This is a genomic window from Swingsia samuiensis (genome assembly GCF_006542355.1).
Taxonomy (GTDB): domain Bacteria; phylum Pseudomonadota; class Alphaproteobacteria; order Acetobacterales; family Acetobacteraceae; genus Gluconobacter; species Gluconobacter samuiensis.
This window is the reverse complement of the sequence record NZ_CP038141.1, coordinates 868655-894190: the sequence shown is the minus strand read 5'-3', so window position 1 is coordinate 894190 and position 25536 is coordinate 868655. Positions and strand designations below refer to the sequence as shown.

Genomic DNA, 25536 nt, shown 5'->3' with positions numbered 1-25536 from the left:
ATATATTTTTTAACGATATATAAAAATTAAACTAATCGTTATGTTTGTGTCATATTTATTGAGATTTTTTTTGAATGAAAGTGATACTTTATTTAAGTAATTTACCTTATTAGTTGAATATTTATGGTAAACTCTTCTAATGGAGGATGATATTAAATTAAGAATCTTGCTCTTATTGTATGGTTAAATAGAACAAGGGATAGCCTTAATATTTTTGAGTATCGTTAGCTCAAACTGAAAATCATATGGCTGGGGGCGGAGCCCAGCCAGCAATATGATTGTGGTTGTAAACGTCCACGTGACCGAGAAAAGAAGTGATGGGTTTGTTCATTTAGGCTGTGAGTTTTTCTGTAGAGAAGAGATGCTTAGCACGTTGATTAATTCTGGTTTGGATTTTAGCCAGTTCGGCGCCTTCTTCGAGGCGTGGAGCACAGTAATGAGCGTGTTGTGATTGAGCCTCTGGGTATAGGGTTTGATATTCGTGTGCATTATGGAACATGTTGCGAGAGCGATCATCGATAAAGCTTTCAGACGGTGCTCCATTAGCGATCAACAGATCATGAGATTCCAGTTCAAGATGGATATAGGTAATCTCGGTGGAGGGAGTGATTTGTATAATAGATTGATCGTTAACCAAGTGTAATGCTGGGATTAAAAATCCATCAATAAACATGGCATGTAAAGGAGAGATGGTCAGATCTTTCTGAGGCAGACCGGGAGCAAGGGCGTCAGCGCGAATGAGGATGGGCATGACATCACGGTTGCCATGAGCAAAGAGCGGATCATACGAGCGGCGTCCAATCCAGTGGATGGGTCTGAGCTCTCCAGAAGCTGTCCGAACGAGATCGCCGATGGTGAGTTCTTCAATAGGAGTTTCACCTTCTTCTGTTGCAATGAGCGTTCCAGGGCAGAAACAAGGTGTGCCAAAGGCAGAAAACAAATAAGGCGTGCCCAATGATGTTTCTAGAGCTCCTGTCGGGAAGGGGCGTAGGTCAGAAGAGGCTGCTTGATCATAAATAACATTGCCATATTGGTCATAAGATTTATTGCTGTAATTAATTGCTCTATTACTAAGCGGGGTTGAAATATCTCCTTGGACAGGAATATTTTTGAGCGTTACGCCGCTTGAAAGGACTTGTAGTTCTCCTTTTTGTGCCCCTGCGGAAAGCGGTGTGATGTAAGAGCTGATGAGGCCATTTGAATTATTAATATCGGAAAAAATGATATTCCCACCACTTTGAATGGTAATCGGTGTGTTAAAAACAGCGCCTTGATCAATATCGAGGGTACCCCCACTTGCTACGGTAATGTTAGATGCGGTTCCACCGGAGGCTACTTCCAGTACACCATCGCTAGAGACGGTTACGTTATTAATGTTACCAAAATTTTTAACATAGCCGTTTGAGAGAATATTTATATTTTCGGACGTACCATAAACAATTTGCTGGGCAAGTGAAGGTACTGTTGCGTTTTGAGATATAAAGTTGCCCAATTGAACATTGCTCTGGGCTCCTTGAAGGGTGGTATTTGTTGCATATCCGCCAGAAAGAATAGTAGATTGTCCATCAGGCGTAATATTGGTTCCAGAGGCTTGTCCTCCAGAGGACACAATTTGTGAAGCTAAAAAATTACTGACAGTATAATTGGCAGCTATTCCTGTGCCGATAAGGGGATTTTTAAGGTTCCCTTGAAGAGTTGTGTTAATCGCTCGTCCACCATTTTCAATGGTTTGAGAGGCTAGAGCAGAGAAAAACTGTCCATAAGTATAGCCATTAATGCCATCTGCTATAATAGTCGTGTTCGTTACAGTCCCACCCGATTGTATAGTCTGAATTCCAGGAGGGTAATAAGCATTGTTTATAGGACCAGAAGCACTCAAGGAAGGCCCACCCATGACGGTTGTGTCGGTTGCACTTCCTGTAACGTTTTGAGTTACTCCGGAAACCTGCTGCCCGGATACTACTGAATCTTTTGGAATGGTGATATTGCCGGTTGATGAGTCTATAATGTATCCGCCACTGGATGTATCCATGTTAGTTCTCCGGTGAGTATTTAGGTGATTACAAATAATATTAATATGTATAACTAGTCGGGATAATTAATAAATCAATTAAAATTTACTTTTTAGGTGAAGGTCACGATTAAAAAAATTAACAATATTGGTTAAATGACCAACCTCATTAATATTAAGTCTATTCGGGGTATTATTCCGTGTTGATTCAGGCGTAATTTTTCGAGGGCAGATATTAACGCTGCCGCAACAGCGAGGTTAGCTCAGGTTCGGGTTATTGACATGAGTACTTCCTGCAATATCTCTTCTCTTTTCCGCTAAATAGAGAGCGGCTGGATTAGGCCCCTCCCGAAGGCCCAAACCCAGCTAGAGACCCGTCTTTGGGAACATGTCCAAGAAGGCTCTCTATAGGTGTGATGGGGGTGTTCATTTAGGCTGTAAGTTTATGGAGGGGGAATAGGTTTTTGGCGCGTTGATTAATCCTTGTTTGGATTTGAGCCAATTCGACACCGTCCTCAAGGCGTGGAGCGCAGTAATGGGCGGGTTGAGGTTGCGCTTGTGGGTATAGGGTTTGATATTCGTGTGCATTATGGAACATGTTGCGAGAGCGGTCATCGATAAAGCTTTCAGACGGTGCTCCATTAGCGATCAGCAGATCATGTGATTCCAGTTCAAGATGGATATAGGTAATCTCGGTGGAGGGAGTGAGTTGTATAATAGATTGATCGTTAACCAAGTGTAATGCTGGGATTAAAAATCCATCAATAAACATGGCATGTAAAGGAGAGATGGTCAGATCTTTCTGAGGCAGACCGGGAGCAAGCGCATCAGCGCGAATGAGGATGGGCATGACATCACGGTTGCCATGAGCAAAGAGCGGATCATAAGAGCGGCGTCCAATCCAGTGGATGGGCCTAATTTCCCCAGAAGCTGTCCGAACGAGATCTCCGATGGTAAGCTCTTCAATAGGGGTTTCACCTTGTTCTGTTGCAATGAGTGTTCCAGGGCAGAAACAAGGTGTGCCGAAAGAAGATGGGAAATATGGTTGCACCCCCAAGAAAGTACCGAGAGCTCCAGCAGAGAGGGGGTGAAAAAAGTAATCAGTGTATCCAATACCGTATTGACGTTGCGAGGTTACAAGGTAAGTCAGTTCCGAATTACTAAGAGTGTCTGAGACATCACCTTGGACTGGTATATCTTTAAGAACAGTTCCTCCAGAAAGAACTTGTAAGTGCCCTTGACTGGCCCCTTGTGACATTGGGGTAATAAGAGAACTGACCATTCCATTGGAATCATTAATATCAGAGAAAATAACACTTGCGCCACTTTGAAGAGTCAGAGAAGTTTTTAAAATAGCGCCTTGATCAATTGCAACAGTTCCTCCGCTATTTACAGTAATATTAGAGACCGATCCCCCTGAAGCGATTTCAAGAATACCACCGCTGGAGAGAGTTGCATTACTGACATTCCCGAAATCCTGAACATAGCCATCATAAAGGATATTTATGTTTTCAGAGGTTCCAGAAACGATCTGTTGCGCCATTAAAGGGAGCTGACCCAACCATCCAGAAGATTGGAGTGCCCCTATGACAAAAGTACCATCCCCACCAGAGACGGTTGTATTCGTTGCATAACCACCAGAGGAAATGACAGAAACACCAAGCAGATTAACATTGGTTCCAGAAATCAAGCCACCGCTGTTTACGGTTTGGGTTGTAGGGTAAGTATTTAGCGAATAGAAACCGCCTACACCGGGTGTTGGGGTAAATGGACTTCCTTGGATTGTTGTATTAATGGCTTTCCCGCCATTCTCGATGGTTTGTGAGGCGAAAGTGCCAATTCCTGCGCCAACGAAGCTTCCGGTTCCGGTAGGTGTGCTGTTGAGAGTTGTATTGGTTGCGGTCCCGCCAGATTGAACAATTTGAGCGCCTATTGGCGGTATGGCACCATATTTTTGACTATAACTAAAGCCAGGCGCTAGGACCCACGATCCAGGAGAAGAAGGATCTGGTACATACGAATCGACAAAAGAAAAAACAGCTCGACCAATAACAGTTGTACTGTTTGCGCTGCCTGCGACGTATTGTGTTACCCCGGAAACAAGCTGTCCTGAAACAACCGACCCAGCAGGTACTGTTACATTGCCAGATGAATCTATAACGTATCCACTGCTGGATATGATTGTGTCCATAATAAGTCTTCGACCTAGAATGAGATTAGAAACATCCTTTATAATTATAACCAATCGCGTCTATTTGGAAATAAACTAAAGGTTATTTTTGTGAAATAATCACGAACTAAATAAACTAACAAGATCGGTTAAATGACCAACCTCACTAATAGTGAGTCCATTCGGCGCATTATTTCGTGTTGATTCAGACGTAATTTTTCGAGGGCAGATAACTTTTTCAAACCCAAGCTTTTTAACTTCTTTAAGACGGATGTCGGTTTGATTGACCTGCCGGATTTCCCCCGACAAGCCTACTTCTCCAAAATAAGCTGTTTTTGAGGAAGTTGGTTTGTCTGTCGCTGCAGAGATGAGCGCTGCTGCAACAGCAAGGTCAGCCGCAGGTTCATTGACGCGTAGACCCCCTGCAATATTTAAATGAACATCCATATTCGCCAATTTGAGACCACACCGTGTATCGAGCACGGCAAGAAGCATATTGAGACGTGCCGTATCCCAACCGACGACAGCACGCCTTGGAGCGCCATCGCCTGATTTTGGGGAAAGAAGGGCTTGAATTTCGAGTAGAACCGGGCGTGTTCCTTCCAACCCTGCGAATACAGCAGACCCTGCAATATTTCCTCTTCTTTCCGCTAAAAAGAGAGCGGATGGATTAGGAACCTCTCGAAGGCCAAGATCCGTCATAGCAAAGACCCCGATTTCATCCGTGGCTCCAAAACGGTTTTTGGCTGCTCTAAGGATACGGAATTGGTGGCCTCGGTCCCCTTCAAAGTACATGACCGCATCGACCATGTGCTCTAAAACACGCGGTCCAGCTAAAGAACCTTCTTTTGTAACATGGCCGATTAAAATGAGAGCGAAGCCTAATGTTTTTGCAAGTCTGATCAGTTCAAAAGCACTAGCACGAACCTGCGCGACAGAGCCGGGTGAACTTTCGACACTTTCAAGCCACATGGTTTGAATAGAATCAATAACAACAACTGTATGTTTTCGATCATGCTCGAGGGAGTTGACAATATCTCCCACATTGATCGAAGCTGCTAAATCAAGCGTATCGAGTGCTTTACTTTTTTGTCCAAACCAAGACGCTGAGCTCGGATGCGAATTTGATCAACAGCCTCTTCGCCCGAGACATATAATATGTTGTGCCCGGATTGAGCGAGTGCGCAAGTAGTTTGAAGCATGAGGGTTGATTTGCCGATGCCGGGGTCGCCTCCGACTAGAACAACAGAAGCTGGAACCAATCCACCACCAAGAACGCGGTCAAGCTCGTTAATACTTGTTTTTATTCGAGGGGGAGGTGTTGCATCACCATCCAGTCGAACGGTTGTGAGCCTGCGAGAAGAACTTATTTTGCCGGTTTTGCGTGCGGTGGGTTCGATTGTTTCTTCAACAAGAGAGTTCCATTCTCCACAGGCTTCGCAACGCCCAGCCCATTTTGAATAACTCGTACCACAGGATTGGCAAATATAATGTTTTAGCGGTTTTTTAGCCAAGACATCCTCTTGGAGAATTGATGTTTATGGGTCAGAACGGATAATATAATGGGCTATTCCTCTGGAAATAGTAACGATCAGAAAGAAGAAAAGAGCTTGAACGATAACGCTATAATGGCTTCCGTTAGATCGTAAGAGGATAAAAATTATAGGAATGGCTATGATATAAGTTAGGAAAATACGTTGAATTGTTTTTTTTGTTAAAATCGGTTTGCGTTGAAAAGAGCTCACTTACGGAGCTCCATAGAAATAGGTCCCTCACGCCGTCCGTGTGTGAACTGATCAACATAGGGGTTGCCAGAATGCATCAGATCCGAGGCTTTTCCTTGCCAGACAATTTTCCCTCGATAGAGCATGGCAGCTTGATCACCAATCCGTTGGGCTGATGCCATATCGTGTGTGATAGTTAATGCGGTTGACCCCAGTTTTTGAACGCAATCAACAATTAACCCATCAATAACCGCGCCCATAATGGGATCTAACCCAGTGGTGGGCTCATCGAAAAATAATATTTCAGGTTGTCCAGCAATAGCGCGAGCAAGCCCTACGCGTTTCTGCATCCCTCCAGAGAGTTCAGAGGGACTAAGAGAACCAACAGAAGGGTCCATCCCAACTTGTGTTAGAAGTTCTCCCGTCATATCAGTAACTTGAGAGCGCGATAAACGTGTTTTGGGGCTTTTATCTTGCTTGGCGATTAAACCAAAAGCGATGTTATCACCAACACTCATGCTATCAAAAAGGGCTGCATTTTGGAAAAGCATTCCAATTTGACGTCGTATCGCCTCTTGCTGGAGGCGTGACATGGTCAGAATATTTTGACCATCGATTTCAATTGTGCCTGCATCCGGTTCAATAAGCCCCAGAATACATCTGAGCAGAACGGATTTACCTGTCCCGGAACCGCCTATAACCACCATGGAGGTCCCTTTTTCGATATCGAGATCGACACCGTCGAGCACGACTTTCGAGCCGAATGCCTTACACAAGCCTCGTATGCGAATTTTTGGTGCAGTGCTCATTGGGAGAAAAACAGATCCGTTAGAAGATAATCAAAGAGAAGCAGAAGAATTGAAGCCCCTACAACAGCAGCCGTTGTTGCTGCTCCTACGCCTTCAGCTCCTCCGCGGCTATTATAGCCATGATAGCAGCCTAAAAGAGAAATTATAAAGCCAAAAACAGCCGCTTTTACTAACCCAACAGTAACATCAATGGCTTTTAAGGAGGCAAATGTTGCCGTTATATATGTAGAGGGAGAAAAGCCAAGCTTGGCGACTGAGACGGTAAAGCCTCCCATAACTCCCAGAATATCGGCAACCACAACAAGGCAGGGAAGAGCTAAAGTTCCTGCAAGCAAGCGAGGTGTTACAAGGTATTTCATCGGGTTGGTTGAGAGTGTCGTCAGGGCATCAATTTGATCTGTGACGCGCATCGTTCCAATTTCGGCTGACATTGCAGCCCCAACGCGCCCTGCTACCATCAAGCCGGCAAGAACAGGCCCTAATTCACGTGTGACGGCCAGAACAACAATTCCAGCAATGGCACTTTGCACATGGTATTGCCCAAACCCGATATAGGATTGAAGAGCAATCACCGCACCAGAAAAAAGCGCCGTCAAAGCCACAACAGGTAAAGAGAAGAACCCTGTCTCAATCAGACTTGTAAAGAAAATGCGCCAATAAAAAGGAGGCCGTATCAAATGAGACAGCCCTGCCACGGCAAACATGGCCAGAGCGCCAGATTGACGAAGAAGGTTTAGAAAAGCGCGACCAAGAGCCGCTATGAGATCAAGTATAGCATTCACTCTTTATGCACCTAGCCTGCTTATAACAATACGTCAAAGTTTGTTTTTATTATCATTAATATTTTCAAGCGGGAAACTCTTTAAATGATTGTTGATGAATAATAATTTTTAATGTGTTGTCTTTGTTTCCTTGTTTTCTGCAGAAACGCTTGGCGTAGCTATCGATGGCGAAGGCGGTGTGGCCATCGGAGGATTGATTGCTGGTGTTGTAAGAGAGTTGGCTATTGGTGGGTGAGGTAATGTAGTCGGTTGCTGAGCGACAGGTGGAGAGGGAGGAGGCGTTACTATGGCTGGCATATTCGGCTGCGGTGTATTGGGGGGTGGGGGTACAGGGGAAGACTGGCTGGGTGCGGGAGGTGTTGGGGGCGTGGGGCGGTAAACAACACCATTGGGTGCGCCAACATGCACTGTGCCTGATCCTGTTCTGACTACAGGTCCTGCTACGCGTTCAATATTTACGGTTCCTGTTCCATTCGCTGTGACGGTAGCAACTGAAGCATTTCCCAGAATAGTGGCTGAAGCGGCATCGTTGGTGACAATAGTTAGTGCATCAATGTTCCCTTGAGCGATCGATAAGGACGCATTGTTTGTTAATTGAGCGGATAAGGCCGCAAGCTGAGCGCTGTCCGCTGTAAATTGAGATGTACCAGAAGCAACAATTTGTGCAGCCCTCTCAACGGATCCAACATGGGCAGAGGATGAGCCATGCATACTTAAATCAAGAGATTGAGTGTTTGAAACATCCAAAGATGATGAATCGAGGCTCGCTTCAAGGGATGCAAGTTTGCCTACGATTACAAAATGAGTGTCGTGGCTGTCATGGATGGACACGCCTGTATTGGGCGATACACTGATCGATACTTTTCCCGCGGGAGAACAGCTTTTTGTCGTGATGGAAATGCGGCTCTCATCATCTTCTTTACCAGTACGCATAATAAGCTGCGCTGAGTTTGTGCTATCAAGAGTAGCACCATCTTTCATGGATGGATCAACTGTAATCTTCACCTGACCTGTGCATGGAATGGATAGATCGAGGTCTTCACCAGACATGGATACACGAGCCGCCTGTGCATTAACAGACAAGCTACAAACAGCGACAGACGCTAAGAAAAGTGATTTCAATGCTATAGTCATTGAACGTAGTAGCATCGGGTTGCCTCACTTTACTGTGCGTTCTGTATTGAGAACGATATGAAGAATAGATTTGTACATAAAGCTTATAAAGGCCTTTAGGAATTATGGAAATGGGGGATTATAAAACTATAAAAAATAGTTAAAATAAATAAATCATTGAATGTGCGCGTGGATATCCTTATGTGTTCATGGCAGAAAACCATTTTGGTTTATCTGGTTATGATATGGAAGCAGTAGATGCCTCTCTCCCAATCTGAACTTCAACATTTATTAGAAACACCAGAGACGGAAGTTTTAGAGGAAATTTTCAAAACGTTTCATGGACGTGTTGCGGTTATCTCGTCCTTTGGAGCAGAGTCTGCTGTTTTGTTGAGTGAAGTTGCGCAGGGTGATGTTTCTACCCCCGTGTTCTTTTTAGATACAAAACGTCACTTCCCAGAAACACTTTCTTATCGTGATGAACTGGTTGAGGTGTTAGGCTTAACAGATGTTCGAACGATAGAGCCGTCTCACCATGCTTTGGCAGAGCGAGATCCGGAAGATCAGCTAGCGATGTTTGATCCTGATGCATGTTGTGCGTTACGTAAGGTTGAGCCTTTGGATGTGGTATTACCAGAATTTGATTTATGGTTGACGGGAAGAAAGCGTAGTCAAGCTCAGACGCGTGCTGCCCTTCAGGTCGTAGACCCGCAGAGTGACGGGACTGTAAAAATTAATCCACTGGCAGGATGGGGGCCAGAAAAGGTCGAAGCCGAGATGAGGCGTAGAAACCTCCCTCGTCATCCTTTGGTTGCTAGGAATTATAAATCAATTGGGTGCGCTCCTTGTACGCGTCCGGTTGGAGAAGGTGAGGACGGACGCGCTGGGCGTTGGTCTGGTATGTTAAAAACAGAGTGCGGCATTCATCGGCCGTCGTAAAATGGAGCGAGTAATGACACAGCCAGAACCGCGCATAATGGATGATCTGGATCAGCTTGAGGCGCAGAGCATATTTATTTTACGAGAGGCCTATCGGAAGCTGAAACCATTATCGTTACTTTGGTCTTTGGGAAAAGATAGTAACGTGATGGTTTGGCTTGCACGTAAAGCTTTTATGGGCCGCATTCCATTTCCTGTGATGCATGTCGATACGGGGAAAAAATTTCCAGAAATGTATGCGTTTCGTGATGAATACACCAAAAATGGAATCTTGATTTGCTTTTGGGGGATTGCCCCCCTGTTGAAGAGATAGATCCCTCATTACCACCGGCTGCTCGTTCTGCTGCACGTAAAACCGCTGGGTTAGCGAATTTGATCGATAAACATCAGTTGCGTGGTGTTATTGCTGGTATTCGCCGAGATGAGCAGGCGACACGCGCTAAAGAGCGTGTTTTCAGCCCCAGAGGGAGTGGCCATCGGTGGGACGTGCGCAACCAACCTCCTGAGTTTTGGGATCAATACGCGACACCCTATGAAGATGGGATGCATATTCGTGTGCATCCGCTTTTGGCGTGGAGAGAGATTGATATATGGCGTTATATTGAACGTGAAGGCATTCCTCTGGTCGATCTTTACTTTGCAAAAGAAGGCAAGCGGTACCGCTCTTTAGGAGACCAAGACATTACCAGCCCGATTGAAAGTAATGCATCAACGGTCGCTGAAGTGATTGCTGAACTTGAAAATAGTAAAACATCTGAGCGTGCTGGCCGCGCTATGGACCATGAATCAGAAGATGCATTTGAGCGTTTGCGTGTAGCAGGGTATTTGTAAAATGGGTGATATTAACGCAATTAAAAACTTTCCAGCAGCACATCGCGCTGCGCCAACGCCAATTGTTATTGTGGGGCATGTCGATCATGGTAAATCCACACTCATCGGGCGTTTGCTCTACGATACTGATAGCCTCCAAGATGGTAAGCTTGCGCAAATTGTAGAAAGCAGTCGCAAACGTGGTTTGACGGTGGAGTGGAGCTTTTTGCTCGATTCCTTGCAGATTGAGCGTGACCAAGGTGTTACGGTAGATTCAACACGTATTCCTTTCCGGCTTGGAACACGTGAGTTTGTGATTGTTGATGCCCCAGGGCATCGTCAGTTTTTACGGAATATGATCACAGGCGCGGCTGATGCCGAAGCGGCTGTGTTGGTCGTGGATGCTAAAGACGGGGCGCAGGAGCAAACCCGCCGTCATGCTATGCTTTTGCGTCTTATCGGGATTCGGCATGTCATTGTTTTATTAAATAAAGCCGATGTGCTTGATTTTGATGAAGCAAAAATTCTTCAATCTGAGATTGATGTTCGTCAGCTTTTAGGGCGTTTGGAAATAGAGGTAGAAGCAGTTATTCCTGCTTCGGCTCGAGATGGTGATAATATTGCCGCACGATCCGAACGTGCAGCATGGTATAAAGGGCCTACGCTTGTAGAGGCTTTAGCCAACGTTCCTCCTCCAACATCTCGTGTTGCGTTACCGTTTCGTATGCCTGTTCAGGACGTGTATCGCTTTGATGGGGTTCGGTATGTTGCCGGTCGCATAGAGCGGGGAACCGTTCGAAAAGGCGACCGCCTTGTTATTGGAGTGCAAGGGCAAGTTGCAACGGTAGCTGAGGTTGCACGCTGGCATGCGGCAGAGTGTCCCGTGGCGGGGGCAGGAGAATCGATTGCATTAAGATTAGAGCCAGATCTTGTCCCTGATCGAGGGGATCTTCTTTTCCATGCGGATCGAGAAGGTGAGGCGCCTGAACGGTCAGCTCGTATTCGCACGCGTTTGTTCTGGTTGAGAGGCGAGCCTCTGCGTGTTGGGGAAAGCTTTACCCTTCGCATTGCAACAGCAGAATATGATGTGACAGTGGCATCAATTGATGCTGTCGTTGATCTGGATGATCTCGTATTAAAGCAAGCTGATGAAGTCCCGTCCGATGGCTTTGCAGAAATTACGTTAACGACTTCACATTCCATATTATTTGATTCGTTTGTCCCAGGAATGGGAGATGGCCGCGGTGTATTGGTGGACCGTCATCAACGGATTGTAGGAGGTGCCCCTTTATTGGGAGCCGCTCAGTTGGAGAGCGGAGAACGTGCCATTCATCCTACGGCAAGTCGTGTTACCGCTGAACAACAGAAACGCTTGCATGGCCATGGAAATGGCGTGTTCTGGCTAACTGGATTGCCCGGGTCGGGTAAAAGTACGCTAGCGCGTGCGGTTGAAGAGACTCTTGTTGAAAAGCAGGTAAAGGTCACGGTTTTAGACGGGGATACTTTACGTGCCGGTTTATGCCGGGATCTCGGCTTCTCTCCAGAAGATCGGACTGAAAATATTCGGCGTGCAGCTCATGTCGCAAAAATTTTATCCGATAGTGGACAAGTTGTGATTGTTGCTTTGGTTTCCCCGTTACAGGCAGACCGAGATATCGCACGTCAAATTGTGGGAGTGGATTTTAAGGAAATCTTTATCGATACACCTCTTGCGGTGTGTGAAGAGCGGGATCCTAAAGGGCTCTATGCCGCAGCGAGGGATGGAAAGATTCCTGAATTTACAGGGGTATCAGCTCCCTACGAGGAACCTGTTTCTGCGGATTTACGCCTCATAGGGAATAGGACAGAAAAAGAAACAGTCGATGAATTGAGTAAATTCATCGTTAAAAATATCCGCTCATAAGGAGGTAATGCTATCAGTATATAAATAACAGCTGATAGCATTATTTATTTTTACGGCAGATATATTTTCTCTATAAAGTACAGAAATAAAAAGTATCTGTTTTGTGAAGTGATTTATCGTCTCTGACGCATTAAAGATTGTTGAAACAATCTGCATGAGCAGAAAAGGTAATCACTATGCATGCGTATAATATTGGAAGAAAATTACAAGGAGAAAAGTTAACCAACTTTGTTGCCATGATCGCAGCGACGGGTGGACTTCTCTTCGGGTATGATACAGGGATTATTTCGTCTGCTTTGCTGCAGATTAGAGAAGAGTTTCACCTAAGTACGATCGGCTCTGAAATTGTAACGTCGGCTATTATCTTTGGTGCCCTTTTGGGGTGTCTGATGGCTGGCACACTTTCGGATCGATTTGGCCGTCGACGCACTGTTATGGTGGCGGCCTTTTTGTTTATTGTGGGAACATTTGTAGCCGCTTTTGCCACGAATGTTGAGGTTCTATCTGCTGCCCGCTTAGTTCTAGGGCTTGCTATTGGTGCGGCATCTCAGATTGTCCCGATCTATATTGCAGAAATGTCGCCTGCTAATAAGCGTGGACGGTTGGTTGTTGCGTTCCAGTTAGCGGTCGTGTCGGGTGTTACGATTTCTTTTTTAGTCGGGTATTTCTTACAGAACTATAGCTGGCGCATCATGCTTGGTATAGGAATGCTTCCTGCTGTTATTCTGTTTTTAGGGATGGCCTTTTTGCCAAATAGCCCACGTTGGTTGGCATTAAAAGGCAACAAAGAAGAAGCGCTCGAAGTTTTAAAACTACTACGAGATAATGATACTGCCGCAGAAAATGAGCTAAAGAGCATTTTAAGCAATCATGATACTCAGGGGTCTTGGTCAGAGTTAAAGAAGCCTTGGGTGCGGCCTGCTGTTGTTGCATCTGTTGGTATTGCTCTGCTGTGTCAATTAACCGGAATTAATGCTGTTTTATATTACGCACCAACAATATTTTCAGATGCGGGCTTTGGTCAATCCTCTGCACTTCTAACATCTGTTGTCGTTGGATTTGCGATGGTCTGTGCAACGTTGTTTGGTGGATGGGCTGTTGATAGTTGGGGGCGTCGCTCTTTGATGTTGCGTATGATCCCTGGTGCTGTCATTGCATTGATTATTCTTGGGGCAATGTTTGTTTTTCACCTCTCTACCGGGTGGGGCACATGGGTAACGGTTGCCGCCTTGATTGCGTATACGGTCTTTAATACCGGTAGTCTTTCAGTTGCAGTGTGGCTTGTTGGCGCTGAGGTTTATCCTTTGTCCGCTCGTGGTAAGGGGATGAGTTTGGTGGCGGCTTCTCACTGGGGAGCAGACTTGGTTATTTCCTTGACGACGCTTTCAATGGTGCAAATGCTGGGTGCCGGCATTACTTTTTGGAGTTTTGCTTTTATTAATGCAGCTTCAATATGGTTCGTGTGGCGTTATGTTCCAGAAACAAAAGGTCAATCTTTGGAAGAACTGGAGCAGCATTTGCGGGATGGCACTTTTGCCCCTGTGAATAGAGATTAATGTTTATTCCCCCTCATACAGAAAAAGTATGAGGGGAATTTTTATGGACGCCCAATAGAACTGTACTTAAAGCCCGCGGCTCTAAAGCTTTCTGGTTTCCATATATTGCGTAGATCAATGATAATATCGCCACGCATGGTCTCGCGCAAACGCTTAGGGTCAATAGCCCGGAATGCATTCCATTCCGTTAGAATGACGAGAATATCGACATCTTCTGCCGCGGAAAGAGCATCTTGCCGGTAATCGATTACCTCTGGCAGAAGAGGGCGTGCTGCATCCATTCCTTCAGGATCAAAAGCCTGTATGTGGGCACCTTCATCGCATAGGCGCGTTAAAATAGGCAAAGATGCTGCTTCTCGCATATCATCTGTATCAGGCTTGAATGTCAGCCCCAGAACTCCGATTTTCTTGCTATGAACGCTGCCGCCGGCTGCTGCAATAATGCGTTCAGCCATTTGGCTTTTACGTGCTTCGTTAATTTCGATCGTTGTTTCAACCAAGCGCGAGCGCATGCCCGCATCTTGAGCGATCGCTGTTAAAGCGCGCGTATCTTTTGGGAAGCAAGACCCGCCATATCCCGGCCCCGCATGGAGAAAGCGCCGGTTGATGCGCCGATCTAATCCCATTCCTTTGGCAACATCATGGATATTCGCACCAACTTTTTCACAAAGGTCAGCCATTTCGTTAATGAACGTAACCTTCATGGCAAGAAAGGCATTGGCCGCGTATTTAGTTAGTTCTGCTGTTTCAAGATCTGTAAAAACGATAGGCGCTTCAATGAGGTATAATGGCCGATAGAGTTCGCGCATAATTTCGGTTGCCCGGTCGGCTTGCTCAGGAGATGTATTATCAATCCCTATGATAACCCGGTCTGGGCGCATAAAGTCATCAATGGCGCTGCCTTCTCGGAGGAACTCAGGGTTAGACGCAACAGAGAACTCTATATCTGGTCTTTCATCTTTTAAGATTTGTGCGACTTGCCGACCAGTGCCAACCGGAACGGTTGATTTTGTAACAATAAGAAGACTGTTTTTAGCAGCCTTGGCTATTTCTCGTGTCGCAGCATACACGTAACTTAAATCAGCATGCCCATCTCCGCGCCGTGTCGGGGTGCCAACAGCGATGAAGACGGCATCTGCATTTGCGATGGCCGCAGCAAGGTCGTTTCCAAAAGTGAGACGGCCTGTTTCAGTATTTTTACTGACGATGGCATCGAGCCCAGGTTCATAAATAGGGATACGACCATTTAAAAGAGCGTCTAGTTTGTGAGGGTCTTGCTCCACAATTGCGACGTCTGTTCCAAATTCTGCAAAGCAGGCACCTGATACCAGACCAACATACCCACCACCGATCATTGCTATACGCATAACAAAAGCCTCTTGCTGATGTGCACTGCATAGCCTTCATATGGCGATCGGGCAAACCTTGTGCATAAAAAACTCCCCTTTGTGCGAACAACAGGGGAGTTGCAAAGGTTCAAACGTTAATTAAACGGCATATAACGGAGTGACATAAAGAACATATTATCATCTGTATGAGGGCGGCCTCCCACAGCAGAGAAGGCATTTTCATAGGTGTAGGAGTATTGGCCCCCGATGCGGATCGTACCGTAATCGCCCTTTAGGTAGTCATACCAAAAACCAGTCGTCGCTTGAGCAACAGTATGTACGTTCGCTCCGGCAGCGCAGACAGAGCTTAGCTCGGTATTGCAGCCTGACATGTTATAAAGAGGGTTTCCGTAACCGTAAGATTTGCCATTGGCGTTGAAATATTTACGAGAGGTGACTTCTTCGGCGCCAGCATAGCCATAGAGGCGTAATGCTTTGGTAGGATTGCCGTAAAGGCCAATGAGCGCGTTGGCTTCTGGAAGGGGGTTGGGAGACCCATTTTGGTTAAAAGCATAATCGGGGATGTTAGACGTGCCGTATCGACCAATGCCGACACCAACGAGACCAGAGGCCTGAAAATAGAGTTTCTTTTTAATGAGGGGCAGTATCAGCCCACCGCCACCGCCTCCGGCCACGGTAGTATGGCTTGTTCCTCCCCCTAGTTTACTCGTTCGGTCATGTAGGAAGCGCAGAACGCCTGTAACCTCGTAATGTCCCCATCCGGGGTCAGCCGATAGTTTGGCTACAACGTCCGGGGCTATGTCTGTGCTGTAATATGTATTGGGGTTATTAACGTTGGTTCCGTTTTGTTTATAGGTGACAGTCGTACCTGTGGGTTCATAGGGAGTGCCTGAGGGAACGGCAGATGGATTCTCGATGGAGAGACCAGCGTGGTATTTGCTGTTATCAAATCCTTTTACGATTCGGATCTGGCTGTTTCGTGTCCAGTTAAACCCGGGAACGTATTGCGCTTCGATTGTTAGGGGGATTTGTTCATCACGGGCAGACATGCCTTTGTTAAACATTGTGATAAGGGACCAGTTCTGGCCACCTAAAACTTGAAGATCATCCGCACGATCTTTTAGCTCTCCGTAAAAGACGCGTGTACGTAGCACGTATGAATTGGACTGGCGTGAATTAGAGGAAGATCCCGCTCCTTGGAAGTCTGTCTCTATGTAACCATCTGCTTCTAAATTGGGAGTGATTTTTCCTTCGACCAGTGCTGCGAGGCGGCTTTGGCGTTCGGATTGGTGGAACTCGTTCATATGGTGGGCGGGGTCATTACCCCAAGGGATGGCATTAAATCCCGTTGAAATATCAGATGCGGTATTACGTGAACGCCACATACCAGCGGCTTCTGCAAACCCGCCTAATGTAATTCGGATCCCGCCAACTTGGATTTGTCCGCGGCGTAAAGGACCATAGAGGCTGGAGTGTGCAGGTGGTGTACCTGTAACTTCACCATACGGCGTGCTTGCTGTTCTGGGGGGGGCAAGCATAGGCTGATTAACGGTCCAGCTTCCTTGCCCGCCTGTGGCGAAGTGAGATGCTGGTCCGAGGTAGGTGCGGCGTGTGGCGTAAGGATTGTTTTCTGCTTCTTCTCGTTGTCGAGCAATAATAGCCCGTGCTTTTTTTACTTCGGCGGCATGTTCCTTCTTCATGGCATTGAGCTGGGCTTGCATGGCGCGGATTTGCCGTTCCATGATTTCCATTTGGTCTGCTCCATGCGCTTGAGCAAATGGGATGCCGGCAGAGATCAGTGTTGAGGTTGCAAGAAGAGTAGGTGTTCTTCGGAAGCAGAAAGTCATGGGTGCGATGGGTCCTTGAATCATCGGGCCGCGGGGTTATGACATCGCGCATTAGCGTATTTTTTGTCATGAATAATGGGAAGGTTTCATGACGGTATCATTGCATTTTTATGACACTGGTTCAGTTTTCTAATAAAACCTTGGGTTATTGTCTGTAGGGATTATGTAAAAAACGTTATTCATATTTATATCAAAAGGTTTCTGTGTTTTTTGTGCATCATATTTTGATTGTGTCATGAAAGTATCATATCTTTCCCTCTATTCGCTGGGGAGGGGCCTCGATAGAAAAAGAAGGTCAATCAACTACGCGAATAGAGATCGTACATGATCAAGAACAAGCGTACGCTTTTCAGTTATACCGTCATGATTTGTATGGGGCTTTTTGCTGCATCTTCTGTGAAGGCAGAAGATATTACAGGTGCAGGGTCAAGCTTTGCGGCTCCTATATATGGAGCGTGGGGAGATGCTGTAAAACAGCAATCTGGGCTGCGTGTGAATTATCAAAGTGTTGGTTCTAGCGCTGGGCAGGATCAGGTTATTGCTAAGACGGTTGATTTTGGAGCATCAGATAAACCAATGTCTGGTGAGCGTTTGGCAGCTACGCACCTTTATCAATTCCCAACCGTAATGAGTGGCGTGGTTGTTGTGGTAAATGTTCCCGGCGTGGCATCAGGCCATCTCAAGTTGGATGGTTCAACCATTGCGGCTTTATATGATGGTGAAATTACGGAATGGGACGACGCGCGTATTAAAGCTTTGAACCCAGATATTGCATTACCTGAAACAGAAGTGGCTCCTATCCATCGGGCAGATGGTTCCGGTACAAGTTTTGTGTTTACATCCTATCTTTCTCTGGTGTCTCCAGAGTGGAAACAAAAATTGGGGGCGGGAACATCTATTGCATGGCCCGGTGGTGCTGGCGCGCGTGGGAATGATGGTGTCGCTGCGATGGTAAGGCAAACAGAAGGTGGAATTGGATATGTTGAGTATGCTTATGCCGCTCAGAACCATTTAACAATTGCGCGTTTAAAAAATCATTTTGGAGCATTTGTTTTACCAACATTAAAGAGTTTCACAGAAGCCGTGAATGCAGCAAACTGGAGTAGTGCTGACCACGGGGCTGTGAGTTTGTTGGATATGGATGGAGCAGGAGCATGGCCCATTGTAACGGCTACATTTGCTTTGGTGCCGACAGATATAAAAGACCAGAAGACTGCTAAAGCCGTGCATGATTTCTTTGTTTGGGGTTTAGAGCATGGGGACGCTGAAAATATTCGTTTAAATTACGTTGGTCTTCCGGAGAGCGTGAAGAAACAGATCGTTGAAAACTGGCCAAAATAACTTTTTAAAATGTATTTTTACTAAGAAAAGATTGAAAAACGCAGAAAGGTATCTCTTTAATGCAAGGAGATACCTTTTTTTTATGAATTTATTTTCAATGTGGTGCTTCTTTGTCTTTACCTGCTCGGTCGCTTTCTGTTGACGCTGTTTTCACTCCCGTTGTGAGATTGCTTGTTGGTTTAATCTTTGCGTTAGGTCCTGTTTCAACAGACATGTATCTGCCAGCTTTTCCAGTTATGGAAAGAGATTTAGGTTATGGAAGTGGTTCTGCGCAAATCACTCTGACAGCCTGGATGTTGGGGTTAGCGCTTGGTTTGTTCACATTAGGCCCGCTGTGTGATCGATATGGGCGTAAAAAACCTCTTTTAGTTGGTTTGTGTGTTTATATTATTGCGTCTGCATTACTGGCTGTGGTGACAAATTTTTACTTATTTTGTTTTTTGCGATTTATTGCTGCAATGGGGGGAGCCACTACATCTGTAGCGCCCCGAGCTATGGTTCGGGATGTTGCAAATGGCGCCGCTGGCGTTCGTCTTATGTCGCAGTTGATGCTTATTTTTGGAATAGGCCCTTTGCTGGCCCCATCTATTGGGGGGCTATTACTTGGGCTGGGGAGTTGGCGCTTAATTTTTTGGGCTGGTGCAATTTTTGGCTGCTGTCTCTTAATCGGGACGTGGTTTTTACTGCCAGAGACATTACCGCCTGAAAAACGGTTTACATTGCCAGTCAGCGGTGTGGCTGCCCGGTATTGGGGTTTGTTGAGAGAGCCTTTATTTTGCTCGTCTACATTAGTTGTTAGTTTTAGTACGTTTACGATGTTTGCTTATTTATCGAATGCTCCGTCTTTATATGAGGGCATTTTGAATTTTTCGCCGAAAGAATTTGCAATTATATTTAGTATGAATGGCATGGGTTTTATTATTGGAACACAGATTAATGCAAAATTGTCGCAATATTATTTATTTACAAGGGTAATGGAAGCAGGAATGATGATGGTGTTTGTATCTTCATGTCTTGCGTTTTGTGTGTGTGAATTGGGTTGGGTCGGCTCTCACAATCCGTGGATATTATGTTTTTTAATATGGTGTTCTATTTTTGCCTTAGGTTTTGTGGGGCCTAATGCTGGTATTTTGGCCTTAACCCATCATGGGCATCAAGCAGGAGCTGCTTCCGCTTTAATGGGAACCTTAAACTGGGTTATTGCTGGAGGGGCTGGTGTTCTGATGGCTTATATGCCCGCTCAGTGGGTGGGGGCTACATCAGTTGGTATGTTGCTGGGGATTGTAGGGAGTTTAATCAGCGACATCTGGCGCCGCCGCCTCGATCCCAAATCTTATTTGGAATAATGCTGCGTAGTTTTTAATGTCGAGAGATACGACGAGATGCAAGAGAGGCAATTGATGAAATGATAGAGGCCCCTAATACAGGGATTATGCCAATCATGGAGAATTGTACGAGCAAATGAATAGGCAGATTAATTAAGTGCAGAAGAGTTAAAGATGGCATGATGTGTTGGCCGAGCCGTTTGTGATAATTAAGATAAGTGTGGTCACCAAGCGCCAGAAATTGTTTTAAAACAACAGCCATCATTAAGAGGCAGATCTGCAAAAAATGCATAAATGCCTAAGCTCTTTAACGGTTAAGGTTTTATGAGGGCTTTTCAGAATAAAATTTCAATTTTTATGTGTTTTCTTTAATTTAAGTACAAAAAAATAACCTCGGCGTATACTGTGCCAGCTAAGTAACGTATCTGCGAGGAAAAAGAAAAGCGCGCCGACAGTGCAGGATAATGCGATTCCAAAAAAGAGAAGTAGCCATGTGGATGTACTGGCATCTCTTAGGGAGCCGACAAAGAGTGCTAACGCTGCAGCACAAGTAGAGGCTCCTCCTATACCATTAAGGAAGATAGCAACATCAAGAACAAAAATGCGACGACATAATTGTGTTTCATGTGTTCGGAGTTGATCTTGTGTATAAAGAGGACGGGTATTGCTTTGAGGGTCGGGAGCGGGAGCGACAAGTTGTTTGCGGACATCTTCCAGATGGTCTGAAACGCGGGCAAGGCGTGTATTAAAGACGTTGATTAACGTCCCGATCCCGGAGAGCATAAAAACAGGTGTCAGGGCAACCTGAATGAGATGTGCTGCACTATCGACAGCATCGGCCGTTTCGTAAGAAATAGGGAAAGACATAAGATTCTAGATGGTATCTTTTAAAGTTGAAAGATGTTGTAATTTGTAAAACGTCTTTGATGGTAATCACAAAACGACCTTATAAAAAGGCCTTATATGTTAAAAAATATGCGGTTTCATCGTTTCGGTGCAGTTTGTTTTCTGGGAATGTTGACCATAGCGCCCCAAGGAAAAGCGCAAACTGCGCTTACCTGTCAGGGAGAGGGGGGGCGCGTAGAGTTTTCATGTAAGACATGGACTGAAATACAGAGTGGAATTCAATCCGGCCTTGATTCAATCATTGTTCCTGTTGGTGGAGCCGAGCAGAGTGGTCCTTACATAGCTGTCGGGAAACATAATGTTCGGGCTCAAATGTTGGCAGATCGTATTGCGTACGGTGTTGGAAATACTCTTGTGGCCCCTGTCATTTCATACGTTCCAGAGGGGTCAACATCTCCGCGTACATCTCATATGAAATTTGCAGGAACACTTTCTGTTCCGCCTGCTGTATTTGAGGGGGTATTAAAAGGTGCCGCTGAGAGTTTACGTGTTCAGGGCTTTCGTAAAATTATATTTTTAGGAGATCATGGTGGGTATCAATCATATATGGAGCGTGTCGCACAAGAGTTAAATCATAGTTGGAGGGGGCAAGCGTTTGTTCTCTATTTGAAAGACTATTATGAGGTTATTCCGCGCCAATATGCGGATTATTTACGCAGCCATGGTCATGCATCTGAAGTAGGTATGCATGCAGAATTAAGTGATACATCCTTGATGTTAGCGACAGATCCTTCTTTAGTACGTTTAGAAAAATTACGATCTGCATCAAAACCAACAGCGTCAGATGGTGTATATGGTGGAGATCCACGGCGCGCGACAGCAGAACTTGGACAAATTGGTATTGATATGCAGATAAGGACTGCGGTAGCAGCTATTCAGTCTTTCAACAGGAGTCATCCATGACATTAAAGGCATCTTTTTTAACAGCATTAACGTTGTTAGGAACTTCTGTCGCTTATGCGCAAGGTGTAGATCAAAAGGCAGCACCGTCTTCACCTTCAGATACTGTTCAGACGATTACAGGGATGCCTGCTGTCATCGATCCGCATAATATTTATAGTGAAACAACACCATCGCATATTTCTCCTGCGATTGCTCATGATTTGGCACGTATTTATGTTCCGAACTTGCGGGGAAATAGCGTTTCCGTCATTGATCCAGCAACATACCAGGTTGTCGATACTTTTAGAGTAGGGCGTTCGCCTCAACATGTTGTCCCTTCTTGGGATCTGAGAACATTGTGGGTCACGAATAATAGTGAAGGAACACCAGACGGTTCTTTAACACCGATTGATCCAGCGACAGGGAAACCCGGGAAAAGCATACCGGTTGATGACCCTTATAATATGTATTTTACGCCGGATGGGCAGTACGCCATTACAGTTGCAGAAGCGCATAAGCGGTTGGATTTTCGTGATCCGCATACAATGGCTTTAAAAGGGTCAGTGGAAACACCTCAATGTAAAGGTGTGAACCATGCTGATTTCTCCATTGATGGTAAATATGCAATTTTTACGTGTGAGTTTGGTGGCTATTTAGCGAAAGTAGATACTGTTAATTTGAAGCTTTTGGGAATGTTAAAACTATCGAAAGGTGGGATGCCTCAAGATATTTTAACAGCTCCAGATGGGCATAAATTTTATGTTGCTGATATGATGGCAGACGGTGTTTTCGTATTAGATGGAGATAGTTTTAAAGAAACTGGTTTTATCCCGACGGGTATTGGAACACATGGGTTGTATCCAAGTCGGGATGCTAAGTTAATGTATGTCGCTAATCGCGGTTCACATTTGGTTCATGGGCGGCGTCATGGCCCCGGCGGCGTATCTTTGATTGATTTTGCAACGGATAAAGTTGTCAAAACGTGGATGATTGCCGGTGGGGGAAGCCCAGATATGGGGAATGTGAGTGCAGATGGGAAAGTTCTGTGGCTTTCCGGACGTTTCGATGATGTTGTTTATGCGATTGATACAACGACAGGGTCTATGCGTAAAATACCAGTAGGCGCTGAACCTCATGGTTTGACGGTATGGCCACAACCTGGTCGTTATAGCGTTGGACACACCGGGATTTTGCGTTAATTATTTTGGGCCCCCTGACCATCAGGTTGGGGGGAAGCTGCTTGAGGGGAGGATGCCCCTTTAAAGATATATCTCAGAAAATGGGATTAAAGTGATTTAATTTAGATTCTATCTGTATAAATTAAGAAATGAGATGACCTTGCCGAGCAGTCGAATTTTTTTAGTTCTTTTTGTAATTTTGATGGTTTTTGGCTGGAATGAAAATCAACAAGCTAGTGCAGCCGAAAGTGCTGTTGTTGAGTCGACACATGACAAAGCATCTTTAGTTACAGATTATGATACTGTTGGGGCCAATCAATCATTAAAGGTGGGGCTTCGGCTGCAATTAAAGCCGGGTTGGCATACTTATTGGATCAATCCGGGTGATGCCGGTGATGCGCCCACATTAGATATTGCTGCACAAGGGGCCACGATAGAGAAAAGTTCGAACATTATTTGGCCTACTCCGGATAGGCTGAGTGATAGTGGCTTAATGTCATATGTTTATATGAATGACGTTCTGCTGCCTAAAAACTTAACGTTACAAGGAGCGGGGCTTGTCACGTTAAAAGCGCATGCTGAATGGTTGGTTTGTGCACAAGTTTGTATACCTGAACATGCAGATTTTATATTAGAACTACCTCGTGCGCGTGGAACTCCCAAACTGGGGAGGCAAGAGGTTCTATTTAACGATGCCGATAAGAGGACGCCGCGTTTTTCACCTTTTCAGGCTTTGATAACGAGCGATGGTGTTCTGAATATTTTAGGGAATGGTTTATCTTCGAAAAACGTTGCTGATGCATGGTTTATGCCAGAAAGTGGTGGCATTATAGAACAAAATGCACCGCAAAAATTTAGCGTGAAAGAAAAAAGTCTTTCTCTTCACTTACGTTTGTTGAAGGAAAGCAAACTGCCAAAAAGTCTGAAAGGTGTTCTGGTTTTAAAAGATCCAGCAAATGTAGAAGCGGCTTTTTATATTGAGGTAGAGAATAAAGAACTCTATCAGTCTAATATACTAGAAAAGCAGGATACTGTTTCAAAGCAAGTATCAAGCAAAGAGTGGTTTCATATATTTCTCTTTGCTTTTATCGGCGGCTTAATTTTGAATTTGATGCCGTGTGTTTTCCCTGTTCTAGCCATGAAGGCATTTTCCTTAGTCAACCTAGGTTCGAAAGGTAGAGATGAACAGTTAAAGAGTGCTTTGTATTATACCCTTGGTGTTGTGGGGTCTTTTGTAATCCTTGGCATTCTTATGATCGGTTTAAGACTTGTTGGGTCCGCTGCGGGGTGGGGCTTTCAGTTTCAATCTGCGGGCTTTGTTGTGAGTATATGCTGGCTGTTATTTGTAATGGCGTTGAATCTGCTCGGGGTGTTTGAAATCACCTCCGGTGCATTAGGGCGCGTAAACCCACAAGCAACAGGACGGTTGGGAGATTTGATCACAGGGTCTCTCGCGGTAGTTGTGGCAACACCCTGCACGGCCCCTTTTATGGGGGTGGCCATTGCTGGTGCATTGAGTGGTCCAATATTGGTCGGAATGTTAGTTTTCATCTTTATGGGGTTCGGACTGGCAACGCCTTATATTGCCATTGCGAGCTCTCCGAACATTGCCCGTCTTATGCCTAAGCCTGGGCCTTGGATGGGTATTTTAAGGCAGGCGCTTTCTTTCCCTCTTTTGGCAACCTGTGTTTGGTTATTGTGGGTTGCTGTTATGGAAGCTGGTGGAAATGTGTTGATTGTTGCGGCCGGAGGTTTGGTTTTATTGGGGCTGGCAGCTTGGCTGTATGGTGTGGCGCAGCAAAGGATGATGAGAGGAGGTGAAGGAAGCCTCTTTGTTTTAATGTGTAGATTGATTGCTGTAGGTTGTATTGTGCTGTGTTGTGTTGGGTTGGTTAAGGGAGTAATGGCGATGGAACCCCTTGAACAACACGTCATCAAAAATGAAGGGAACATACAAAGCTTTTCACCTTCCAAACTGGCAGATTTACGGGCCCAAGGTGTTCCTGTCTTGGTGGATATGACAGCATCGTGGTGCATTACGTGCATGGTGAATGAACAGGTGGTTCTGGATACACCAAGAATACAACAGTTTCTGTCAGACCATCATGTGGTTTATATGAAGGGGGATTGGACAAACCAAGATAAAAATATTTCTGAGTTTTTAAAAAAGTATAATCGGAGTGGTGTTCCTCTATACGTATACTACCCGCCCTATAAGAAAGAAGTTGTTCTTCCTCAAATATTAACGAGTAGTATTATTCAGAATTATATTCATTAGTAGGAAGGTTATTTTTTCACACTCCGTGGGTCGTCTTTGGAGTTTACATAGTTAGTATTAAAGACGTCTGATCCAGATACTTGTAGAATAGCGCCTTGATTTCCAACGATGAGCGCATGTGGAACATTTTGAGGGAGGACCAGGAAACCTCCTGTTTTCAGGTCATATTCTTTTTCGGAAGTATCATCATTTTCGATATACAAATGTATACTGCCAGCAATGACCGTTAGAAGTTCACTTGCAGGGTGAGAATGTAGAGGAATAACAGACCCGGCAGGGATCATAAGCCTAATAACGGAAAGATCAGGTGTATTTTCTGTACCATATAAAAAAGCTATTTTACTGCCGCGAGGAAGAGTAGAGGGTGCTTTTTGCCATGTAAGGGCATCTTCATTTGGAATGATTTGAAGTTTTGTTTGATGTTGAGCAAAAGCAAAAGGGGTAAATAAAAAAGCTGAGATAGATGTAAGAAGAAAAAGATGGCGTAAAGACATGAGAAATCCCGTATTTAATCTTGAAGTCGTAATTTTATAGTTAACGCTCTTTTGAGTAGAATGTTTAATGGAAGCAAAAAATTGTTACAGGAGTAGTAATGGTTGAGTGTAGGGGGAGT

Annotated in this window: 18 protein-coding genes and 2 pseudogenes; 9 read left to right on the top strand and 11 right to left on the bottom strand. The window is 45.2% G+C overall.

All coding sequences use genetic code 11. The features are described 5' to 3' along the window. Positions 1–331: 331 nt before the first annotated feature. From E3D00_RS04060 to E3D00_RS04035, 6 genes and pseudogenes are all read right to left on the bottom strand, one after another. Positions 332–2032, bottom strand: coding sequence for a Hint domain-containing protein (locus E3D00_RS04060; RefSeq protein WP_141460176.1), 1701 nt, complete (start codon positions 2030–2032; stop codon positions 332–334). A 409-nt stretch (positions 2033–2441) separates the two neighbouring features. Then, positions 2442–4202 (bottom strand): Hint domain-containing protein, encoded by a 1761-nt coding sequence (locus tag E3D00_RS04055; protein ID WP_246091496.1) that lies wholly within the window; start codon positions 4200–4202, stop codon positions 2442–2444. A 99-nt stretch (positions 4203–4301) separates the two neighbouring features. Further along, positions 4302–5695, bottom strand: a pseudogene (gene radA / locus E3D00_RS04050) (DNA repair protein RadA). A gap of 227 nt (positions 5696–5922) precedes the next feature. After that, complete coding sequence (locus E3D00_RS04045) at positions 5923–6714, bottom strand: ABC transporter ATP-binding protein (protein WP_141460174.1); 792 nt, start codon at positions 6712–6714, stop codon at positions 5923–5925. Continuing rightward, positions 6711–7496 carry an MlaE family ABC transporter permease gene (locus E3D00_RS04040; protein ID WP_141460172.1) on the bottom strand — a complete coding sequence of 262 codons (786 nt, stop codon included), beginning with the start codon at positions 7494–7496 and terminating at the stop codon, positions 6711–6713. Before E3D00_RS04040 ends, E3D00_RS04045 begins: the two co-directional genes overlap by 4 nt. Before the next feature lie 108 nt (positions 7497–7604). Next, positions 7605–8645 (bottom strand): hypothetical protein, encoded by a 1041-nt coding sequence (locus E3D00_RS04035; RefSeq protein WP_141460170.1) that lies wholly within the window; start codon positions 8643–8645, stop codon positions 7605–7607. A gap of 222 nt (positions 8646–8867) precedes the next feature. On the opposite strand from E3D00_RS04035, the gene E3D00_RS04030 reads away from it, so the two are divergent. The 4 genes and pseudogenes from E3D00_RS04030 (at position 8868) to E3D00_RS04015 (ending at position 13817) form a co-directional block, all read left to right on the top strand. Next, positions 8868–9548 (top strand): phosphoadenylyl-sulfate reductase, encoded by a 681-nt coding sequence (locus tag E3D00_RS04030; protein WP_141460168.1) that lies wholly within the window; start codon positions 8868–8870, stop codon positions 9546–9548. Positions 9549–9585: 37 nt separating this feature from the next. After that, positions 9586–10379: pseudogene (gene cysD / locus E3D00_RS04025) on the top strand (sulfate adenylyltransferase subunit CysD). A 1-nt stretch (position 10380) separates the two neighbouring features. Continuing rightward, positions 10381–12261, top strand: a complete 1881-nt coding sequence (gene cysC, locus E3D00_RS04020; protein ID WP_141460166.1) for an adenylyl-sulfate kinase — start codon at positions 10381–10383, stop codon at positions 12259–12261. A gap of 176 nt (positions 12262–12437) precedes the next feature. Beyond that, positions 12438–13817: a sugar porter family MFS transporter gene (locus E3D00_RS04015; RefSeq protein ID WP_141460164.1), complete on the top strand. Its 1380-nt coding sequence runs from the start codon at positions 12438–12440 to the stop codon at positions 13815–13817. A 41-nt stretch (positions 13818–13858) separates the two neighbouring features. On the opposite strand, the gene E3D00_RS04010 is transcribed toward E3D00_RS04015, so the two are convergent. Beyond that, complete coding sequence (locus E3D00_RS04010; protein ID WP_220093258.1) at positions 13859–15184, bottom strand: UDP-glucose dehydrogenase family protein; 1326 nt, start codon at positions 15182–15184, stop codon at positions 13859–13861. A gap of 116 nt (positions 15185–15300) precedes the next feature. Next, positions 15301–17013, bottom strand: a complete 1713-nt coding sequence (locus E3D00_RS04005) for a hypothetical protein (RefSeq protein WP_141460162.1) — start codon at positions 17011–17013, stop codon at positions 15301–15303. 324 nt (positions 17014–17337) lie between these two features. On the opposite strand from E3D00_RS04005, the gene pstS reads away from it, so the two are divergent. Next, on the top strand, positions 17338–18354 hold the full coding sequence (gene pstS, locus E3D00_RS04000) for a phosphate ABC transporter substrate-binding protein PstS (RefSeq protein WP_141460160.1): 1017 nt from the start codon (positions 17338–17340) through the stop codon (positions 18352–18354). Between the two features lie 110 nt (positions 18355–18464). Then, positions 18465–19700, top strand: coding sequence for a multidrug effflux MFS transporter (locus E3D00_RS03995; RefSeq protein ID WP_246091495.1), 1236 nt, complete (start codon positions 18465–18467; stop codon positions 19698–19700). A gap of 13 nt (positions 19701–19713) precedes the next feature. Here E3D00_RS03995 and E3D00_RS03990 read toward each other — a convergent pair whose 3' ends face one another. After that, on the bottom strand, positions 19714–19971 hold the full coding sequence (locus E3D00_RS03990; RefSeq protein WP_141460158.1) for a hypothetical protein: 258 nt from the start codon (positions 19969–19971) through the stop codon (positions 19714–19716). A gap of 56 nt (positions 19972–20027) precedes the next feature. After that, positions 20028–20546 carry a DUF2721 domain-containing protein gene (locus tag E3D00_RS03985; RefSeq protein WP_141460156.1) on the bottom strand — a complete coding sequence of 173 codons (519 nt, stop codon included), beginning with the start codon at positions 20544–20546 and terminating at the stop codon, positions 20028–20030. Positions 20547–20693: 147 nt separating this feature from the next. On the opposite strand from E3D00_RS03985, the gene E3D00_RS03980 reads away from it, so the two are divergent. From E3D00_RS03980 to E3D00_RS03970, 3 genes are all read left to right on the top strand, one after another. Further along, positions 20694–21488 (top strand): creatininase family protein, encoded by a 795-nt coding sequence (locus tag E3D00_RS03980; RefSeq protein ID WP_408909362.1) that lies wholly within the window; start codon positions 20694–20696, stop codon positions 21486–21488. Beyond that, positions 21485–22666 (top strand): YVTN family beta-propeller repeat protein, encoded by a 1182-nt coding sequence (locus E3D00_RS03975; RefSeq protein WP_141460152.1) that lies wholly within the window; start codon positions 21485–21487, stop codon positions 22664–22666. Before E3D00_RS03980 ends, E3D00_RS03975 begins: the two co-directional genes overlap by 4 nt. Before the next feature lie 133 nt (positions 22667–22799). Then, positions 22800–24923, top strand: a complete 2124-nt coding sequence (locus E3D00_RS03970) for a protein-disulfide reductase DsbD family protein (RefSeq protein WP_246091493.1) — start codon at positions 22800–22802, stop codon at positions 24921–24923. An 8-nt stretch (positions 24924–24931) separates the two neighbouring features. Here the strand turns inward: E3D00_RS03970 and E3D00_RS03965 are convergent, their stop codons facing one another. After that, the gene (locus tag E3D00_RS03965) at positions 24932–25417 is read right to left on the bottom strand and encodes a cupin domain-containing protein (protein WP_141460150.1); all 486 of its coding nucleotides are present in this window, start codon (positions 25415–25417) and stop codon (positions 24932–24934) included. Positions 25418–25536: the final 119 nt, after the last annotated feature.

Excerpts from the sequence above, each read along its gene's own strand:
- E3D00_RS04060 (WP_141460176.1), bottom strand. The coding sequence starts at position 2,032 with ATGGATACATCCAGTGGCGGATACATTATAGACTCATCAACCGGCAAT.
- E3D00_RS04055 (WP_246091496.1), bottom strand. The coding sequence starts at position 4,202 with ATGGACACAATCATATCCAGCAGTGGATACGTTATAGATTCATCTGGC.
- E3D00_RS04045 (WP_141460174.1), bottom strand. The coding sequence starts at position 6,714 with ATGAGCACTGCACCAAAAATTCGCATACGAGGCTTGTGTAAGGCATTC.
- E3D00_RS04035 (WP_141460170.1), bottom strand. The coding sequence starts at position 8,645 with ATGCTACTACGTTCAATGACTATAGCATTGAAATCACTTTTCTTAGCG.
- E3D00_RS04030 (WP_141460168.1), top strand. The coding sequence starts at position 8,868 with ATGCCTCTCTCCCAATCTGAACTTCAACATTTATTAGAAACACCAGAG.
- cysC (WP_141460166.1), top strand. The coding sequence starts at position 10,381 with ATGGGTGATATTAACGCAATTAAAAACTTTCCAGCAGCACATCGCGCT.
- E3D00_RS04015 (WP_141460164.1), top strand. The coding sequence starts at position 12,438 with ATGCATGCGTATAATATTGGAAGAAAATTACAAGGAGAAAAGTTAACC.
- E3D00_RS04010 (WP_220093258.1), bottom strand. The coding sequence starts at position 15,184 with ATGCGTATAGCAATGATCGGTGGTGGGTATGTTGGTCTGGTATCAGGT.
- E3D00_RS04005 (WP_141460162.1), bottom strand. The coding sequence starts at position 17,013 with ATGACTTTCTGCTTCCGAAGAACACCTACTCTTCTTGCAACCTCAACA.
- pstS (WP_141460160.1), top strand. The coding sequence starts at position 17,338 with ATGATCAAGAACAAGCGTACGCTTTTCAGTTATACCGTCATGATTTGT.
- E3D00_RS03990 (WP_141460158.1), bottom strand. The coding sequence starts at position 19,971 with ATGCATTTTTTGCAGATCTGCCTCTTAATGATGGCTGTTGTTTTAAAA.
- E3D00_RS03985 (WP_141460156.1), bottom strand. The coding sequence starts at position 20,546 with ATGTCTTTCCCTATTTCTTACGAAACGGCCGATGCTGTCGATAGTGCA.
- E3D00_RS03980 (WP_408909362.1), top strand. The coding sequence starts at position 20,694 with ATGTTGACCATAGCGCCCCAAGGAAAAGCGCAAACTGCGCTTACCTGT.
- E3D00_RS03975 (WP_141460152.1), top strand. The coding sequence starts at position 21,485 with ATGACATTAAAGGCATCTTTTTTAACAGCATTAACGTTGTTAGGAACT.
- E3D00_RS03970 (WP_246091493.1), top strand. The coding sequence starts at position 22,800 with ATGACCTTGCCGAGCAGTCGAATTTTTTTAGTTCTTTTTGTAATTTTG.
- E3D00_RS03965 (WP_141460150.1), bottom strand. The coding sequence starts at position 25,417 with ATGTCTTTACGCCATCTTTTTCTTCTTACATCTATCTCAGCTTTTTTA.